10 protein-coding genes, 1 tRNA gene and 3 rRNA genes are annotated in these 17,648 nt (G+C 55.1%); 11 read left to right on the plus strand and 3 right to left on the minus strand.

The features are described 5' to 3' along the window. The first annotated feature begins 43 nt into the window (after nt 1-43). The 3 genes from PO881_RS01175 to PO881_RS01185 all read left to right on the plus strand — a co-directional run bounded on the left by PO881_RS01175 (nt 44) and on the right by PO881_RS01185 (nt 1,829). A complete protein-coding gene (locus PO881_RS01175; protein ID WP_277974383.1) occupies nt 44-634 on the plus strand; it encodes a YjaG family protein in 591 nt (196 codons plus the stop codon). Between the two features lie 188 nt (nt 635-822). Next, complete coding sequence (gene hupA / locus PO881_RS01180) at nt 823-1,095, plus strand: nucleoid-associated protein HU-alpha (protein WP_007886275.1); 273 nt, start codon at nt 823-825, stop codon at nt 1,093-1,095. A 68-nt stretch (nt 1,096-1,163) separates the two neighbouring features. After that, nucleotides 1,164-1,829, plus strand: coding sequence for a DUF1481 domain-containing protein (locus PO881_RS01185; protein WP_101763029.1), 666 nt, complete (start codon nt 1,164-1,166; stop codon nt 1,827-1,829). Between the two features lie 45 nt (nt 1,830-1,874). Here the strand turns inward: PO881_RS01185 and purD are convergent, their stop codons facing one another. Further along, nucleotides 1,875-3,155, minus strand: coding sequence for a phosphoribosylamine--glycine ligase (gene purD, locus PO881_RS01190; RefSeq protein WP_176972894.1), 1,281 nt, complete (start codon nt 3,153-3,155; stop codon nt 1,875-1,877). Nucleotides 3,156-3,173: 18 nt separating this feature from the next. Continuing rightward, entirely contained in the window at nt 3,174-4,763 is a 1,590-nt protein-coding gene (purH, locus tag PO881_RS01195) for a bifunctional phosphoribosylaminoimidazolecarboxamide formyltransferase/IMP cyclohydrolase (RefSeq protein ID WP_280172322.1), read from the minus strand. A 630-nt stretch (nt 4,764-5,393) separates the two neighbouring features. Between purH and PO881_RS01200 the strand changes: the two genes are divergently transcribed. The 8 genes from PO881_RS01200 to aceK all read left to right on the plus strand — a co-directional run bounded on the left by PO881_RS01200 (nt 5,394) and on the right by aceK (nt 16,638). Next, nucleotides 5,394-6,933 (plus strand): 16S ribosomal RNA (locus tag PO881_RS01200). Between the two features lie 88 nt (nt 6,934-7,021). Continuing rightward, nucleotides 7,022-7,096 (plus strand) — tRNA-Glu (locus tag PO881_RS01205). A gap of 215 nt (nt 7,097-7,311) precedes the next feature. Further along, nucleotides 7,312-10,216: ribosomal RNA gene (locus PO881_RS01210) — 23S ribosomal RNA — on the plus strand. 106 nt (nt 10,217-10,322) lie between these two features. After that, nucleotides 10,323-10,438 (plus strand): 5S ribosomal RNA (gene rrf / locus PO881_RS01215). The 16S, 23S and 5S rRNA genes sit together here with 1 tRNA gene alongside, the layout of an rRNA operon. A 296-nt stretch (nt 10,439-10,734) precedes the next feature. Continuing rightward, entirely contained in the window at nt 10,735-11,664 is a 930-nt protein-coding gene (gene metA / locus PO881_RS01220) for a homoserine O-succinyltransferase (protein WP_101763126.1), read from the plus strand. Nucleotides 11,665-11,930: 266 nt separating this feature from the next. After that, complete coding sequence (gene aceB / locus PO881_RS01225; protein WP_110868113.1) at nt 11,931-13,529, plus strand: malate synthase A; 1,599 nt, start codon at nt 11,931-11,933, stop codon at nt 13,527-13,529. Nucleotides 13,530-13,545: 16 nt separating this feature from the next. Next, entirely contained in the window at nt 13,546-14,847 is a 1,302-nt protein-coding gene (gene aceA / locus PO881_RS01230) for an isocitrate lyase (RefSeq protein ID WP_280172323.1), read from the plus strand. Nucleotides 14,848-14,904: 57 nt separating this feature from the next. Beyond that, nucleotides 14,905-16,638: a bifunctional isocitrate dehydrogenase kinase/phosphatase gene (aceK, locus tag PO881_RS01235; RefSeq protein ID WP_280172324.1), complete on the plus strand. Its 1,734-nt coding sequence runs from the start codon at nt 14,905-14,907 to the stop codon at nt 16,636-16,638. On the opposite strand, the gene iclR is transcribed toward aceK, so the two are convergent. After that, nucleotides 16,635-17,468 (minus strand): glyoxylate bypass operon transcriptional repressor IclR, encoded by an 834-nt coding sequence (gene iclR / locus PO881_RS01240; protein WP_101763122.1) that lies wholly within the window; start codon nt 17,466-17,468, stop codon nt 16,635-16,637. The two genes, aceK and iclR, sit on opposite strands and share 4 nt — an antisense overlap. Nucleotides 17,469-17,648: the final 180 nt, after the last annotated feature.

Below are 17,648 nucleotides of genomic sequence, written 5' to 3' on the forward strand. Positions count from 1 at the left end.
TTGCGGTACACTGCCGCCAGCTAACCTATTGAGAGTAAGTTTGATGTTACAGAATCCCGTCCATTTGCGTCTGGCGAAGCTTGAAAGCTGGCAGCATATGACTTTCATGGCCTGCCTTTGCGAGCGTATGTTCCCCAACTATTGGGCTTTTTGTCAGCAGACCGCATTCGCCGATCCGCAACTCTATCGCCGCATCCTCGATCTCATCTGGGAAAGCCTGACGGTCAAAGATGCCAAAATCAATTTCGACGGTCAGCTGGAGAAATTTGAAACGGCGATCCCGGATGGTGACGATTTTGAGGTTTACGGTGTTCATCCGGCGATTGATGCCTGCGTGGCCTTGAGTGAACTGCTGCATGCACAGCTTAGCGGCGAAACGCTGGAGCACGCCGTTGAAGTCAGCCGTACATCGATCACCACCGTGGCGATTCTGGAAATGACGCAGGCCGGTCGCGAAATGACCGACGAAGAGCTGCGCGGAAATCAGGCTGTCATCGATGAATGGGACCTGCAGTGGGAGATTTTCCGCCTGCTGTCAGAGTGTGAGGAGCGCGACCTGGAATTGATTAAAGGCCTGCGTGCAGACCTGCGCGAAGCGGGAATCAGTAACATCGGTATACTTTTTCAGCAATAAGGCAAGAAAACGTGACTTCAGGCCCGAATTACCGCGCCTGGAGGCTTCACATCAGCCCCCAGTCTGGTCTACATTTGGGGGGCTGAAAATTGTGGCTATCGGTGCGTGCCGGCTGAACAAGGTCTGAGAATGGCTTTTCCCTCGCACTCGTTGCATAGCAAGCGATAAATACACTTTAAGGATAACTTATGAACAAGACTCAACTGATTGATGTGATCGCAGAGAAAGCTGACCTGTCTAAAACCCAGGCTAAGACTGCGCTGGAATCTACCCTGGCTGCGATCACTGAGTCTCTGAAAGAAGGTGATGCTGTACAACTGGTTGGTTTTGGTACTTTTAAAGTGAACCACCGCGCTGAGCGTACCGGTCGCAACCCGCAGACTGGCAAAGAGATCAAAATCGCAGCAGCTAACGTGCCAGCGTTCGTTTCAGGCAAAGCTCTGAAAGACGCTGTTAAGTAAGTTTCCGCATTGCGGTTTAGCTTTAAAAGAGGGGGCGTTAGCGCCCCTTTTTGTTGCCGGGACCTGCCATGCTGAATTCAATTCCTCAGCGCGTTTGCGCCCTGTTATTTGGTGCGCTGCTGACGGGCTGTAGCTCCACTCCTGAACTTCCTGCCTTCACGGCGAGCGGCTATCTGGCCGACCGCGGCACTGTGCGCATCTGGCGCAAGAATAGTGACCATCAAGTTGTTCACCTGCGTACGGTCTTCACGCCGTTTAATGGCGATGCGATGGAAACCACTGACTACAATTGGCAGCAGCAGAAGCTGATTAGCGTCGAACGGCGCGTCGCGGGTGCACAGCCGGATGATGTCACCTTACGCTTCGATCATCAGGGCAATCTCAATTTCATGCAGCGCCAGCTGGCGGGGCGACGTGAAGCGGTCAGCGCTGATAGCGTTGAGCTATATCGCTTCGATGCGCAGCGCATGCTGGATCAGAGCAATGCGTTGCTTGCAGGCCGTGTATTACTGCGTCAGGGCCATTGGCTGGGTGGCAATCAGGTGCGTGAGTGTGATGACAAGCTGGTGAATGTGGCCTTTGATCGCGACACACTGTATACGCTAGGCCGCCAGCAGCAGAGCCAGGCTGCGCCATTGATGGTGTCGTGGCTGGAAGCGCCGGAAGGTGTGCAACTGCTGCGTGCTACGCCGGATGACGAATGCAGCTGGCAGCCAAAAGAGAGTGATTTCTGACAGGTGGAAATAGAGAAGGGGCACCTGCTGTGCCCCTTTGCGTACTTATTTGCGGTTAATCGCGCGGTAGCCGATATCGCGGCGGCAGAAGCTGCCATCCCACGAGATATGCTGCGCCAGCGCATAAGCGTTCTTCTGCGCAGCGGCAACATCGTCGCCCAGTGCAGTCACGCACAGTACGCGACCACCGTTGGTGACCACCAGATCGTCCTTCATGGTGGTGCCAGCGTGGAACACTTTGCCATCCGGTACTTCTTCCAGCGGCAGACCGTGAATCTGATCGCCCGTGTTGTAATCGCCCGGATAACCACCCGCCGCTAACACCACGCCGAGAGAAGGACGCGGATCCCACTGCGAGGTTTGCTGATCCAGTTTACCGTCGGTCGCCGCCAGACACAGCGCCACCAAATCCGACTGCAGGCGCAGCATGATCGGCTGAGTTTCCGGATCGCCGAAGCGGCAGTTAAATTCGATCACTTTTGGCTGACCGGCTTTATCGATCATCAACCCAGCGTACAGGAAGCCGGTATAAATGTTGCCTTCTGCTTTCATACCGTTAACGGTTGGCCAGATGATCTGATCCATCACGCGCTGGTGGATCTCATCGGTTACCACGGGCGCCGGAGAATACGCGCCCATGCCGCCGGTATTTGGACCGGTATCGCCATCGCCGACACGTTTGTGATCCTGGCTGGTGGCCATCGGCAGCACGTTGTTGCCGTCGACCATCACGATAAAGCTGGCCTCTTCGCCATCGAGGAACTCTTCAATCACGATACGGTGACCAGCATCGCCGAACGCATTACCAGCCAGCATATCCTGCACAGCGGCTTCGGCTTCCGCCAGTTCCATCGCCACGATCACGCCTTTACCGGCCGCCAGACCGTCAGCTTTGATCACGATCGGTGCGCCTTTCTCACGCAGATACGCCAGCGCAGGCTCCACTTCGGTAAAGTTCTGATATTCAGCGGTTGGAATCTGCTGACGTGCCAGGAAATCTTTGGTGAACGCCTTTGAGCCTTCCAGTTGGGCAGCGGCTTGCGTTGGGCCAAAGATCTTCAGACCTGCAGCACGGAACGCATCAACCACGCCAATCACCAGCGGTGCTTCCGGACCAACGATAGTCAGATCGATCTTTTCCTGCTGAGCAAAGGCCAGCAGCGCGGGAACGTCGGTGGCGCTGATTGCCACGTTTTGCAGAGCCGGCTCGAGCGCGGTGCCCGCATTGCCAGGCGCGACAAATACTGTTTCCGCCAGTGGCGATTGTGCCGCTTTCCATGCCAGCGCGTGTTCACGTCCGCCATTACCAATCACTAAAATTTTCATCTGTACTGCTCCCAACAATTAATGGCGGAAATGACGCATGTCGGTAAAGATCATCGCGATGCCGTGCTCATCAGCGGCGGCAATCACCTCATCATCACGGATTGAACCGCCCGGCTGAATCACGCAACTGATACCGACAGCCGCAGCGGCGTCGATACCGTCGCGGAACGGGAAGAAGGCATCAGACGCCATCGCGGACCCTTTCACTTCCAGACCTTCGTCACCGGCTTTGATACCGGCAATTTTGGCCGAGTAAACGCGGCTCATCTGGCCGGCGCCAATGCCGATGGTCATGTTGTCACGTGCGTAGACGATGGCGTTGGATTTAACGAACTTCGCCACTTTCCAGCAGAACAGCGCATCACGCAGTTCCTGCTCAGTTGGCTGACGTTTGCTGACAACGCGCAGCTGACTGGCATTGACCATGCCCAAATCGCGATCCTGAACCAGTACGCCGCCGTTAACTCGTTTGAAATCCAGCGCCGCAACGCGACCTTGCCACTGACCACACACCAGAACGCGCACGTTCTGCTTGGCCGCGGTAATTTTCAGTGCCGCTTCGCTGGCGGATGGCGCGATGATCACTTCAACAAACTGACGGCTGATGATCGCCTGCGCAGTGGCTTCGTCAAGCTCGCGGTTAAAGGCGATGATGCCACCGAAAGCGGAAGTCGGATCGGTTTTGTAGGCACGCTCATAAGCGTCAAGAATCGAATCGCCAACTGCCACGCCGCATGGGTTAGCGTGTTTGACGATCACACAAGCGGCTTCGTCGAACTCTTTCACGCATTCAAGTGCGGCATCGGTATCGGCGATATTGTTGTAAGAGAGCGCTTTGCCCTGAACCTGCTGCGCAGTGGCCACTGAAGCTTCAGCAACATTCTCTTCTATATAGAAGGCAGCATCCTGATGGCTGTTCTCGCCGTAACGCATATCCTGCTTCTTAATGAAGTTGAGGTTCAGCGTGCGCGGGAAGCGGCCAGCCGGTTCTTTGCTGTCGCTGTGATAAGCCGGCACCAGGCTACCGAAGTAGTTGGCGATCATGCTGTCGTAGGCGGCAGTGTGTTCGAAAGCTTTGATGGCCAGATCGAAACGCGTTTCCAGCGTGAGCGAGTTTTCGTTGGCATCCAGCTCGGCAATGATCGCTTCGTAATCGCTGCTCTTCACCACGATCGCCACGTCTTTGTGGTTCTTCGCCGCTGAGCGAACCATGGTTGGGCCACCGATATCGATGTTCTCAACCGCGTCAGCTAATGAGCAATCAGGTTTGGCAACGGTTTGTGCGAAGGGATAGAGGTTGACGACCACCATGTCGATTGGGTTGATGGCGTGTTCAGCCATGATCGCATCATCCTGACCACGACGACCCAAAATGCCGCCATGCACTTTCGGGTGCAGCGTTTTGACGCGTCCATCCATCATTTCCGGGAAACCGGTGTAGTCAGAAACTTCGGTGACGGGCAAGCCCGCATCTGCCAGCAGACGTGCTGTACCGCCTGTGGAGAGCAGCTCAACACCACGACTGGAGAGTGCCTGAGCAAATTCGAGGATACCGGCTTTGTCAGAGACACTGAGTAGAGCGCGGCGTACAGGACGACGTTGTTGCATGGTGGTTTTATCCCTTGGCTTTGTTTCGCGTAATAAAGAGCGTTACATCAAGCTTAGTGTCTCTCTTCTATATAGAAGGAAACGCTTGCCTCATGTAACGCCCCAAAAGGGGCATCCTTGACGTCGCCGGGCATTGTAGCGAAAACGTTTGCGTGATGCTCGCCTAAATTCATTTGTGCGGCAGAGTGTGGATAACACTGTGTGTAACTGCGTATAAGGCGGGGTTTTGCTGTGGAATGCAGCGAACGGTTGTTTTTATTGAATTTAGCGGTTGCGTGCTGAGAACAACTCCCTATAATGCGCATCCATCAACACGGCACAACGGTTTACGAAGTGCGGTGTTGGTGAGGAAGATTCGATAAGAACTTCCGCCGGATGAAAACGCTGAAAAAAGTGTTTGACTCCGAAGGAGAGTAGCGTAGTATACGCCACCTCGCGACAGACGGTTCAGCCGCTGTTCGCAACGCTCTTTAACAATTTATCAGACAATCTGTGTGGGCACTCGCAGGATTGATATCCGCGTCTCCGGACGCAAAAAAATATCAAAGCCTCACGAGTGAACACATAATGAAATTCATTATGACGTTTTACAGATGAGCACCGCTGAACTGGTTTCAGCAAATCAAACTTAAATTGAAGAGTTTGATCATGGCTCAGATTGAACGCTGGCGGCAGGCCTAACACATGCAAGTCGAACGGTAGCACAGAGAGCTTGCTCTCGGGTGACGAGTGGCGGACGGGTGAGTAACGTCTGGGAAACTGCCCGATGGAGGGGGATAACTACTGGAAACGGTAGCTAATACCGCATAACGTCGCAAGACCAAAGTGGGGGACCTTCGGGCCTCACACCATCGGATGTGCCCAGATGGGATTAGCTAGTAGGTGGGGTAATGGCTCACCTAGGCGACGATCCCTAGCTGGTCTGAGAGGATGACCAGCCACACTGGAACTGAGACACGGTCCAGACTCCTACGGGAGGCAGCAGTGGGGAATATTGCACAATGGGCGCAAGCCTGATGCAGCCATGCCGCGTGTATGAAGAAGGCCTTCGGGTTGTAAAGTACTTTCAGCGGGGAGGAAGGCGGTGAAGTTAATAGCTTCACCGATTGACGTTACCCGCAGAAGAAGCACCGGCTAACTCCGTGCCAGCAGCCGCGGTAATACGGAGGGTGCAAGCGTTAATCGGAATTACTGGGCGTAAAGCGCACGCAGGCGGTCTGTCAAGTCGGATGTGAAATCCCCGGGCTTAACCTGGGAACTGCATTCGAAACTGGCAGGCTGGAGTCTTGTAGAGGGGGGTAGAATTCCAGGTGTAGCGGTGAAATGCGTAGAGATCTGGAGGAATACCGGTGGCGAAGGCGGCCCCCTGGACAAAGACTGACGCTCAGGTGCGAAAGCGTGGGGAGCAAACAGGATTAGATACCCTGGTAGTCCACGCCGTAAACGATGTCGACTTGGAGGTTGTTCCCTTGAGGAGTGGCTTCCGGAGCTAACGCGTTAAGTCGACCGCCTGGGGAGTACGGCCGCAAGGTTAAAACTCAAATGAATTGACGGGGGCCCGCACAAGCGGTGGAGCATGTGGTTTAATTCGATGCAACGCGAAGAACCTTACCTACTCTTGACATCCAGAGAACTTAGCAGAGATGCTTTGGTGCCTTCGGGAACTCTGAGACAGGTGCTGCATGGCTGTCGTCAGCTCGTGTTGTGAAATGTTGGGTTAAGTCCCGCAACGAGCGCAACCCTTATCCTTTGTTGCCAGCGGTTCGGCCGGGAACTCAAAGGAGACTGCCAGTGATAAACTGGAGGAAGGTGGGGATGACGTCAAGTCATCATGGCCCTTACGAGTAGGGCTACACACGTGCTACAATGGCGCATACAAAGAGAAGCGACCTCGCGAGAGCAAGCGGACCTCATAAAGTGCGTCGTAGTCCGGATCGGAGTCTGCAACTCGACTCCGTGAAGTCGGAATCGCTAGTAATCGTAGATCAGAATGCTACGGTGAATACGTTCCCGGGCCTTGTACACACCGCCCGTCACACCATGGGAGTGGGTTGCAAAAGAAGTAGGTAGCTTAACCTTCGGGAGGGCGCTTACCACTTTGTGATTCATGACTGGGGTGAAGTCGTAACAAGGTAACCGTAGGGGAACCTGCGGTTGGATCACCTCCTTACCTGAAGATACCTTCCCGCGTAGTGCTCACACAGATTGTCTGATAGAAAGTAATGAGCAAGACGGCTGCGAAGTCGTGACACTATCGTGTCCCCTTCGTCTAGCGGTTAGGACTCCGCCCTTTCACGGCGGCAACAGGGGTTCGAATCCCCTAGGGGACGCCACTTGCTTGGTGACAGGTGAAAGGTGTCTCCACGACGTATCTCAAACGAAGCTTACGAGCTGCGTCTGAGATACTGCTCTTTAACAATCCGGAACAAGCTGAAAATTGAAACGACGTATCGTCTTCATTCTCCGTAATAAGAATGAAGCGGCGATATGTTCGAGTCTCTCAAATGCTTGCAGTCTGCACGCGTTGCAAAACGCCTGTGGGTTGTGAGGTTAAGTGACTAAGCGTACACGGTGGATGCCCTGGCAGTCAGAGGCGATGAAGGACGTGCTAATCTGCGTAAAGCGTCGGTAAGGTGATATGAACCGCTACAGCCGACGATGTCCGAATGGGGAAACCCGGTGCACCCAGTGCATCATCGCAACATGAATACATAGTGTTGCGAGGCGAACCCGGGGAACTGAAACATCTAAGTACCCGGAGGAAAAGAAATCAACCGAGATTCCCCCAGTAGCGGCGAGCGAACGGGGAACAGCCCAGAACCTGAATCAGTTTGTGCGTTAGTGGAAGCGTCTGGAAAGTCGCACGATACCGGGTGATAGTCCCGTACACGAAAGTGCACATTCTGTGAGTTCGAAGAGTAGGGCGGGACACGTGGTATCCTGTCTGAATATGGGGGGACCATCCTCCAAGGCTAAATACTCCTGACTGACCGATAGTGAACCAGTACCGTGAGGGAAAGGCGAAAAGAACCCCGGCGAGGGGAGTGAAACAGAACCTGAAACCGTGTACGTACAAGCAGTGGGAGCCTCTTTAATGGGGTGACTGCGTACCTTTTGTATAATGGGTCAGCGACTTATATTCTGTAGCAAGGTTAACCGTATAGGGGAGCCGCAGGGAAACCGAGTCTTAACTGGGCGTTAAGTTGCAGGGTATAGACCCGAAACCCGGTGATCTAGCCATGGGCAGGTTGAAGGTTGGGTAACACTAACTGGAGGACCGAACCGACTAATGTTGAAAAATTAGCGGATGACTTGTGGCTGGGGGTGAAAGGCCAATCAAACCGGGAGATAGCTGGTTCTCCCCGAAAGCTATTTAGGTAGCGCCTCGTGAACTCATCTCCGGGGGTAGAGCACTGTTTCGGCTAGGGGGCCATCCCGGCTTACCAACCCGATGCAAACTGCGAATACCGGAGAATGTTATCACGGGAGACACACGGCGGGTGCTAACGTCCGTCGTGAAGAGGGAAACAACCCAGACCGCCAGCTAAGGTCCCAAAGTCATGGTTAAGTGGGAAACGATGTGGGAAGGCACAGACAGCCAGGATGTTGGCTTAGAAGCAGCCATCATTTAAAGAAAGCGTAATAGCTCACTGGTCGAGTCGGCCTGCGCGGAAGATGTAACGGGGCTAAACCATGCACCGAAGCTGCGGCAGCGACACTATGTGTTGTTGGGTAGGGGAGCGTTCTGTAAGCCGTTGAAGGTGTGCTGTGAGGCATGCTGGAGGTATCAGAAGTGCGAATGCTGACATAAGTAACGATAAAGCGGGTGAAAAGCCCGCTCGCCGGAAGACCAAGGGTTCCTGTTCAACGTTAATCGGAGCAGGGTGAGTCGACCCCTAAGGCGAGGCTGAAAAGCGTAGTCGATGGGAAGCAGGTTAATATTCCTGCACTTGGTGTTACTGCGAAGGGGGGACGGAGAAGGCTAGGTTATCCGGGCGACGGTTGTCCCGGTTTAAGCGTGTAGGCTGATACCTTTGGTAAATCCGGGGTATCTTAAGGCTGAGGCGTGACGACGAGCCACCACGGTGGTGAAGTAACTGATGCCCTGCTTCCAGGAAAAGCCTCTAAGCTCCAGGTAACACGAAATCGTACCCCAAACCGACACAGGTGGTCAGGTAGAGAATACCAAGGCGCTTGAGAGAACTCGGGTGAAGGAACTAGGCAAAATGGTGCCGTAACTTCGGGAGAAGGCACGCTGTCATCAGGTGAAGTCCCTCGCGGATGGAGCTGAAGGCAGTCGAAGATACCAGCTGGCTGCAACTGTTTATTAAAAACACAGCACTGTGCAAACACGAAAGTGGACGTATACGGTGTGACGCCTGCCCGGTGCCGGAAGGTTAATTGATGGGGTTATCCGCAAGGAGAAGCTCTTGATCGAAGCCCCGGTAAACGGCGGCCGTAACTATAACGGTCCTAAGGTAGCGAAATTCCTTGTCGGGTAAGTTCCGACCTGCACGAATGGCGTAATGATGGCCAGGCTGTCTCCACCCGAGACTCAGTGAAATTGAAATCGCTGTGAAGATGCAGTGTACCCGCGGCAAGACGGAAAGACCCCGTGAACCTTTACTATAGCTTGACACTGAACATTGAGCCTTGATGTGTAGGATAGGTGGGAGGCTTTGAAGCGTGGACGCCAGTCTGCGTGGAGCCAACCTTGAAATACCACCCTTTAATGTTTGATGTTCTAACGTAGGCCCGTAATCCGGGCTGCGGACAGTGTCTGGTGGGTAGTTTGACTGGGGCGGTCTCCTCCCAAAGAGTAACGGAGGAGCACGAAGGTTGGCTAATCCTGGTCGGACATCAGGAGGTTAGTGCAATGGCATAAGCCAGCTTGACTGCGAGAGTGACGGCTCGAGCAGGTGCGAAAGCAGGTCATAGTGATCCGGTGGTTCTGAATGGAAGGGCCATCGCTCAACGGATAAAAGGTACTCCGGGGATAACAGGCTGATACCGCCCAAGAGTTCATATCGACGGCGGTGTTTGGCACCTCGATGTCGGCTCATCACATCCTGGGGCTGAAGTAGGTCCCAAGGGTACGGCTGTTCGCCGTTTAAAGTGGTACGCGAGCTGGGTTTAGAACGTCGTGAGACAGTTCGGTCCCTATCTGCCGTGGGCGCTGGAGAATTGAGGGGGGTTGCTCCTAGTACGAGAGGACCGGAGTGAACGCACCACTGGTGTTCGGGTTGTCATGCCAATGGCACTGCCCGGTAGCTAAGTGCGGAAAAGATAAGTGCTGAAAGCATCTAAGCACGAAACTTGCCCCGAGATGAGTTCTCCCTGACTCCTTGAGAGTCCTGAAGGGACGTTGAAGACTACGACGTTGATAGGCCGGATGTGTAAGCGCAGCGATGCGTTGAGCTAACCGGTACTAATGACCCGTGAGGCTTAACCTTACAACGCCAGAGGCGTTTTGGTCTGAGAGACCGGAGATTTTCAGCTTGTTTACGGATTAAAGAATCAGCGGAAGCGAATGTTATTCGTTTTTGCACAAAGAATTTGCCTGGCGGCTTTAGCGCGGTGGTCCCACCTGACCCCATGCCGAACTCAGAAGTGAAACGCCGTAGCGCCGATGGTAGTGTGGGGCCTCCCCATGCGAGAGTAGGGAACTGCCAGGCATCAAATAGTGAAGAAGCCCCGGACGAGAGTCCGGGGTTTTTTTGCGTCTGAAATCAGCTAAAATCGCATAGAATAGAGCGATTCAGTGTATGAAAATCACGCAAATTTCATCTCAAACTTTCATTTCAAGAAGCAAATCCAGCATAAATACGCCACGACTTATCCCAAATCCCATCTAAAGCTGAAACATTTTCATAAACCGCATGAAGACTCGACATTCTCGACATAACACGTTAATGTCGGGCATCTGGATGTCTAAACGTTTATACGGTTATCAGTACGAGGTGAGCAGGTTATGCCAATCAGGATTCCCGACGAATTACCGGCAGTGAATTTTTTGCGTGATGAAAACGTCTTTGTCATGACGTCGTCGCGCGCCAGTGTTCAGGAGATCCGTCCGCTAAAAGTGCTGATTCTTAACCTGATGCCAAAGAAGATTGAGACAGAAAATCAGTTCCTGCGTCTGCTCTCTAACTCACCGTTGCAGATTGATGTGCAGCTGCTGCGCATTGATAGTCGCGAGTCGCGCAACACGCCGACGGAGCATCTGAACAACTTCTACTGCAACTTCGAAGACATCCAAAACGATAACTTCGATGGACTGATTGTGACCGGCGCGCCGCTGGGATTGGTCGATTTCAATGATGTCGCTTACTGGCCGCAGATTCAGCGCGTGCTGCATTGGGCGAATGAACACGTTACCTCCACGCTCTTTGTCTGTTGGGCGGTTCAGGCGGCACTCAACATTCTGTATGGCATTCCTAAGCAGACGCGGCAGAACAAATTGTCCGGTGTTTATGAGCACCAAATCCTGCATCCCCACGCCTTACTAACGCGCGGGTTTGACGACAATTTCCTGGCCCCGCATTCACGCTATGCTGATTTTCCGAGCCAGCTGATCCGCGATTACACCGATCTCGAGCTATTTGCCGAATCGGAATCCACCGGCGCATATCTGATGGCGAGCAAAGACAAGCGCCTGGCGTTTGTCACCGGCCATCCGGAGTACGATGCCCTGACGCTCTCGGGTGAGTATCATCGCGATTACGATGCTGGCCTGCAGCCGGACGTGCCGTTCAACTACTTCCCGCACGATAACCCAGAGCTGCCACCGCGCGCCACCTGGCGCAGCCACGGCAACCTGCTGTTCTCCAACTGGCTGAACTACTACGTTTATCAGATCACGCCGTTCGATCTGCGCCGGATGAATCCAACACTCGAATAGATCAAACACCTCGTTTGATCCTGCCGCGCTAGCCGAAAGCTATCGCGGCTTTTTTTTTGCCTTCAATTCACCAGTGGAAGTTATTGCCTTTAATTCGAGAGATTAAATTACATAAATATCAATCTGATAAATTAACATAAACATTAAAATGGAAATAGTTTTTGAAATTAAAATAAAAATAATTATGCTCTGATCTTGCAGGTTATAAAACACCCTACATCCGGATCCGATCGTTAAACGATGGATCAACTCAGGAGGCAGCCCGCATGACAGACTCGGTTATCAGCAATACGCTAACCTTCAGCCAGCCCTTTACCCACGCGGAAAAGCAGCTGCTTACCCCAGAAGCGATCGACTTTATACACGCATTAGTGGTGCGCTTTGCACCAGAGCGCGAACGCCTGCTGAAAGCACGCCAGCAACGACAGAAGCGTTACGATCAGGGTGAGTTACCCGGCTTTGATTCGGAAACCGCTTCCATTCGTGAAAATGCGTGGCAAGTTCGTCCTATCCCGCAGCTGCTGCAAGATCGTCGCGTGGAGATCACCGGGCCGCCGGATCGCAAAATGGTGATCAACGCGCTCAACGCAAACGTCAACGTCTTCATGGCCGATTTTGAAGATTCACTGGCGCCAACCTGGCAGAAGCTGATCGACGGACAATTAACACTGCGCGATGCCGTCAATGGCACGCTGAGCTTCACCAGTGAAACGGGCAAGATCTACCAGCTGCGCGCCAATCCGGCGCTGCTGATGTGTCGGGTGCGCGGTCTGCATCTGAATGAAAAGCATGTGGAGTGGCGCGATCGGGCCATTCCCGGCGGATTGTTCGACTTTGCGCTCTACTTTTTCCACAACGTTGAAGCGCTGCTGGAGAAGGGCCACGCGCCATGGTTCTATCTGCCGAAAACTGAGCATGCCGCTGAAGTGGCGTGGTGGCGTGAGATCTTCCGCTTCAGTGAAGATCGCTTCGATCTGCCGCGCGGCACCATCAAAGCCACGGTATTGATCGAAACGCTGCCGGCGGTATTCCAGATGGATGAGATCCTGTGGGAACTGCGCGATCACGTCGTTGGCCTGAACTGTGGCCGTTGGGATTACATCTTCAGCTACATCAAAACGCTGGGCCAGCATCCCGATCGTATCCTGCCGGATCGCCAGCAAATCAGCATGGATCAGCCATTCCTCGATGCCTATTCACGCCTGCTGATTCGAACCTGTCATCGTCGTGGTGCGCTGGCGATGGGCGGTATGTCGGCGCTGATTCCGAGCAAAGACGCGGAGCGCAATGTATGGGTGACGCAAAAGGTGCAGGAAGATAAAGCGCGAGAAGCGGGCAACGGTCACGACGGAACCTGGGTGGCGCATCCCGGCCTGGCTGATATCGCGATGGAGGAGTTTGACCGTCGGCTGGGCGATCAGCCCAATCAACTGCACATCACGCGTGAGCAGGATGCGCCAATCACCGCCGAACGTCTGCTGGCGCCCTGTCGCGGCAAGCGTACTGAAGCCGGCATGCGCGCCAATATCCGCGTGGCGCTGCAATATCTGGAAGCCTGGATCAGCGGCAACGGCTGCGTTCCGATTGATGGGTTGATGGAAGATGCCGCCACCGCTGAAATCGCCCGCACCTCCATCTGGCAATGGATTCATCACAAACAAATTCTCAGCGATGGCCAGCCGGTCACGGTGGCGCTGTTTGAACGGCTGCTGGAGGAAGAGCTGGCCACCTTGCAGCAAACCGTTGGCGCAGAACGTTTTCAAAATGGACGCTTCGACGATGCCGCCGCGCTGATGGCGCAAATTACCACCGATGACGAACTGGTTTCCTTCCTCACTCTGCCGGGCTACCGCCTGCTGCCTTGAACCTGGAGATATGACGATGAATCGTACGCAACAGATCAAACAACTGGAATCGAGCTGGAATGATGCGCGCTGGCAGGGAATTACTCGTCCGTACAGTGCGGAGGATGTGGTCAATCTGCGCGGTTCGGTCAATCCCGCCTGCACGCTGGCGGAGCGCGGTGCCACCAAGCTCTGGTCGCTGCTGAATGGTGAATCGAGCAAAGGCTACATCAACAGCCTTGGCGCGTTGACCGGCGGACAAGCGGTGCAGCAGGCGAAAGCCGGCATAGAGGCGATTTACCTCTCCGGCTGGCAGGTGGCGGCAGATGCTAACCTGGCCGGGCAGATGTATCCCGACCAATCGCTGTATCCGGTGAATTCGGTGCCAAATGTGGTGGAGCGGATTAATCAGAGCTTCCAGCGAGCCGATCAAATTCAGTGGGCCAGCGGCGTATCGCCAGAAGACAGTGATTTTATTGATTACTTCCTGCCGATTGTCGCCGATGCGGAAGCGGGCTTTGGCGGCGTGCTCAATGCGTTCGAGCTGATGAAATCGATGATTCAGGCCGGTGCCGGCGCGGTGCATTTTGAAGACCAATTGGCGGCGGTGAAGAAGTGCGGCCACATGGGCGGCAAGGTATTAGTCCCAACGCAGGAAGCGATTCAGAAACTGGTGGCGGCGCGTCTGGCAGCGGACGTCATGAACGTGCCGACAGTGTTGCTGGCGCGCACCGATGCGGATGCCGCCGATCTGATCACCTCAGATTGCGACCCGCGCGATGCGGCGTTTATCACCGGCGAGCGCACCTCGGAAGGCTTCTTCCGCACGCGTGCCGGGATTGAACAGGCGATCAGCCGCGGGCAAGCGTATGCGCCTTATGCCGATGTGCTGTGGTGCGAAACCTCAACGCCAGATCTGGAGATGGCGCAGCGCTTTGCCGACGCGATTCACGCGCAGTATCCCGGCAAGCTGCTGGCTTACAACTGCTCGCCTTCGTTCAACTGGAAGAAGAACCTTGACGATCGCACTATCGCCCGTTTCCAGCAGGCGCTGAGCGAAATGGGCTATCGCTTCCAGTTCATTACGCTCGCCGGAATTCACAGCATGTGGTTCAACATGTTTGACCTGGCGCACGCCTATGCACAGGGCGAAGGCATGCGCCATTACGTGGAGAAAGTGCAGCAGCCGGAGTTTGCGGCGCGCGATAAGGGTTACACCTTCTCATCGCATCAGCAGGAAGTGGGCACCGGCTATTTCGATCGCGTCACCAACGTCATCCAGGGCGGACAATCCTCCGTGACCGCGCTGACCGGCTCCACCGAAGCCGCACAATTCTGAAGCCGTTGTAAGGTCGCCATTCAATGGCGACCGCTTACCGCTAAAGGAGCGTTGCCGATGACGCCGAGAGAATCGCTGATCGCCCACACCATTCTGCAAGGTTTTGACGCGCAGTATGGCCGCTTTCTGGATATCACCGCCGGTGCGCAACAGCGCTTCGAGCAGGCCGACTGGCACGCGGTGCAGCAGGCAATGAAAGCGCGTATCCATCTTTACGATCACCATGTTGGCCTGGTCACCAACCAGCTGCGCATTCTCAATGACACTTCGGACTGGGATGACGCATTCTGGCTACGGGTGAAAAGCCATTACGAAACCTTGCTGCCCGGCTATCCGCGCCATGAAATCGCCGAAAGCTTCTTCAATTCGGTCTATTGTCGCCTGCAGGGCCACAGCCATTTGTCGCCCGAGCGTCTGTTTATCTTGCCGTCGCAGCCCTGTGCACCCGCGCCGGTTGCGCCGCGCCCGCTGTCACGCCTCTATCGTCCGCAGCAGAATTGGCAGGAAACACTGCGTCAGGTGCTGAATGACATTCCGCTGCGTCTAACGTGGCAGGATCAAACGCGCGATATCGGCTGGATTGTGCGCCATCTGCACGAGCAGTTTGGTGCCACACAGCTGGCGACGGCGACGCTGGATGTCGCCAGCGAACTGTTTTACCGCAACAAAACCGCGTGGATTGTGGCGCGCCTGCAGCTGAGTGATGGCATGGTGCCCTGTTTGCTGCCGATTCAGCGCGATGATGCTGGCCGTTTGTGGATTGATACCTGTCTCACCGACAGCGATGATGCCAGCATCGTGTTTGGTTTTGCCCGCGCCTATTTCATGGTGTACGCGCCGGTGCCAGCCGCGCTGGTGGCGTGGCTGCAACCGATTCTGCCGGGAAAAACCGTGGCAGAGCGCTACATGGCGATTGGCTGTCAGAAGCACGGTAAAACCGAATGCTACCGTGAATACCTGCACTATCTGGCGCACAGTCAGGAAGATTTCACCGTCGCGCCCGGCATCCGCGGCATGGTAATGATGGTGTTCACGCTGCCGGGTTTTGATCGCGTATTTAAGGTGATCAAAGACCGCTTCGCACCGCAAAAAGAGGTCACCGATGCGCAGGTGCGCGACTGCTATCGCATGGTCAAAGAGCACGATCGCGTGGGCCGCATGGCGGATACGCAGGAGTTTGAGCACTTTGCGTTACCGCGCGCGCGTATTCCGGCCGAGCTGATGGCGGAGTTTGAGCGCGATATCCCGGAAAAGCTCGAGCTGCGCGACGATGTGGTGATCATCCGCCATTTGTGGCTGGAACGCCGCATGGAGCCGCTTAATCTGTGGCTGGCTCAGGCTTCGCCGGAACAGCGGCAGCATGCGATTGGCGAATATGGTGATGCGATTCGTCAGCTGGCGGCGGCGAATATTTTCCCCGGCGACATGCTGTACAAAAACTTTGGCATGACGCGTCATGGCCGCGTGGTGTTTTACGATTACGACGAAATCCGCCCGATGACCGAACTGGTGTTCCGCGATGTGCCGCAGGCGCGCTATGAGGAAGATGAGCTGCAGGCCGAGCCGTGGTACAGCGTCGGGCCGGATGATGTGTTCCCGGAAACCTTTCGCTATGCGCTGTGCAGCGAACCCTCGACCGGCAAACTGCTGCAGGCGCTGCATCCGCAGCTGTTTGATCCCAACTGGTGGCGCGCGCTGCAAACGCGCATCCGCGAAGGGCATATTGAAGAGGTCATTGCGTGGCGCGCCAGCCAGCGTTTCAGCGCGCGCTATGCGTCGGTGGCCGCTTAGCGGCCAGAATAGGTTTGGGTCACCTGCTTCGCGGCGCGGATCACCAGCGCACCCAGCTCGGTGATACGGTCGTCAGTCATGCGCGCAATCGGGCCGGAGATTGAGATGGCGGCGAAGGGTTCGCCATGTTCGTCATAAATCGGTGCCGCAACGCAGCGCAGACCCAGCGCGTGCTCTTCATCATCGTGCGAAAAGCCCATCTTACGAATCAGCGCCAGATTCTCCTTCAGGCTGTGCGGCGACATCAGCGTTTTCGGCGTGTAGTGATGCAGCCCTTTTTGATGCAGCAGCGCGGTAACTTGCTCATCGCTCAGATGCGCCAGAAACGCTTTGCCGGCGCCGGATGCATGCATCGGCAGCTTGCCGCCAATCGGCGCGGACATGCGCATCAGCTGCGTACACTGCACCTGGTCGATGATCACCGCCTGATAATCGCTGAGATCCAGCACCGCCAGATTCACCGTCTCGCCGGCATCTTCCATCAGCTTGCGCAGCAGCGGATGCACAATCGCCAGCAGATTGCGGCTCTGCAGGAAGCTGCTGCCGACCACAAACGCGTGCGAACCAATGGTCCACAAACCTAAGTCGCCCACCTGATGCACAAAACCTTGCTGCTGCATGGTGGAGAGCAGGCGATGAGTGGTGGAGTTGGGTAAACCGGCCTGTTGTGCCAGTTCGGTCAGCGCCACGCTGCCGTGGGATTCGGCAATCAGCTCCAGCAGGCGCAGACCACGCGTCAAAGATTGTACTTGCCCGCCGACGGGCGCGCTGGTGGTAGCCGTTGTCGCACGCGGTTTCTTGCCGCGTTTCACGGGCGCAGGGGTTGCCATAACGTCTCCAATTCGCATCAATGCTGGAAACCATTTTCGTTTTTAACCGCATTAATGCAAACGCTGACTTTCTGGTCAGACCTGTCATCGGCAATAGCTGAAAATGTCTCATCTGAGCTGACTTTTGATCACCTGCAAGTTGTGCCAGTATGACTGGCTGGCATATTAGCCAACGCAATG

The organism is Pantoea sp. SS70, from assembly GCF_029866845.1.
GTDB lineage: Bacteria > Pseudomonadota > Gammaproteobacteria > Enterobacterales > Enterobacteriaceae > Pantoea > Pantoea leporis.

Coding starts and splice junctions, on each gene's coding strand:
- PO881_RS01175 (WP_277974383.1), top strand. CDS start 44: ATGTTACAGAATCCCGTCCATTTGCGTCTGGCGAAGCTTGAAAGCTGG.
- hupA (WP_007886275.1), top strand. CDS start 823: ATGAACAAGACTCAACTGATTGATGTGATCGCAGAGAAAGCTGACCTG.
- PO881_RS01185 (WP_101763029.1), top strand. CDS start 1,164: ATGCTGAATTCAATTCCTCAGCGCGTTTGCGCCCTGTTATTTGGTGCG.
- purD (WP_176972894.1), bottom strand. CDS start 3,155: ATGAAAATTTTAGTGATTGGTAATGGCGGACGTGAACACGCGCTGGCA.
- purH (WP_280172322.1), bottom strand. CDS start 4,763: ATGCAACAACGTCGTCCTGTACGCCGCGCTCTACTCAGTGTCTCTGAC.
- metA (WP_101763126.1), top strand. CDS start 10,735: ATGCCAATCAGGATTCCCGACGAATTACCGGCAGTGAATTTTTTGCGT.
- aceB (WP_110868113.1), top strand. CDS start 11,931: ATGACAGACTCGGTTATCAGCAATACGCTAACCTTCAGCCAGCCCTTT.
- aceA (WP_280172323.1), top strand. CDS start 13,546: ATGAATCGTACGCAACAGATCAAACAACTGGAATCGAGCTGGAATGAT.
- aceK (WP_280172324.1), top strand. CDS start 14,905: ATGACGCCGAGAGAATCGCTGATCGCCCACACCATTCTGCAAGGTTTT.
- iclR (WP_101763122.1), bottom strand. CDS start 17,468: ATGGCAACCCCTGCGCCCGTGAAACGCGGCAAGAAACCGCGTGCGACA.